Source organism: Noviherbaspirillum sp. ST9 (assembly GCF_048799745.1).
GTDB lineage: Bacteria > Pseudomonadota > Gammaproteobacteria > Burkholderiales > Burkholderiaceae_D > Noviherbaspirillum.
Genome location: NZ_JBLWFR010000198.1, coordinates 1 through 535, shown reverse-complemented (window position 1 = coordinate 535; position 535 = coordinate 1). Strand labels below are relative to the sequence as shown.

Annotated in this window: 1 protein-coding gene; it reads right to left on the bottom strand. The window is 42.6% G+C overall.

Features of this window, described 5'->3' with window-relative positions:
• Positions 1 to 206: hypothetical protein (locus ACNOHI_RS25500; protein ID WP_420477519.1), on the bottom strand; the 206-nt coding region annotated here is incomplete at its 3' end.
• Positions 207 to 535 lie beyond the last annotated feature (329 nt).

Below are 535 nucleotides of genomic sequence, written 5' to 3'. Positions count from 1 at the left end.
TCAAGCACACCCTCAACAGAAGTCCTGTCCATTCCTGAAAGAAACTCCTTTTCGGCGTTGAGCGGCTGAATAGATGAGTCTCTCCCCATTGTTACGCTGTCTCGTGCAGTGGAATCGCCGGAGGGAGAACGGTCGCCCGGCTGAGAGCAGGAAATAATACCAAGCATAGCTGCTATACATGGCATTACAAGAATTTTTTTGTTCATTGTAATTCGATTTGTACAGCAAACATAGCTAATAACATGGTCTCAATATACCGTGTTTTTCACGTATTTCAACCCGGGAAATCTCCTTTTAGTTCCAGTGTTTCTCCTGTTTAACCGGCGAAAGTTACTTCTCAATTTTGGTATCAGCCGAAACATACTAAAAACTTGAAGATATGAATAGATTTTTTACCTGCTGTTTAATCATGTTAGCTGCCTGTGCAAGAGGACAGCATTTGCCTGATAGACCAACGCTTGTAGCGGCCGATAAGATTGTTCTGGATTCTACTTTTACAGCTCCTGTAAAATCTATGCCGTTTGACCGGCATTTT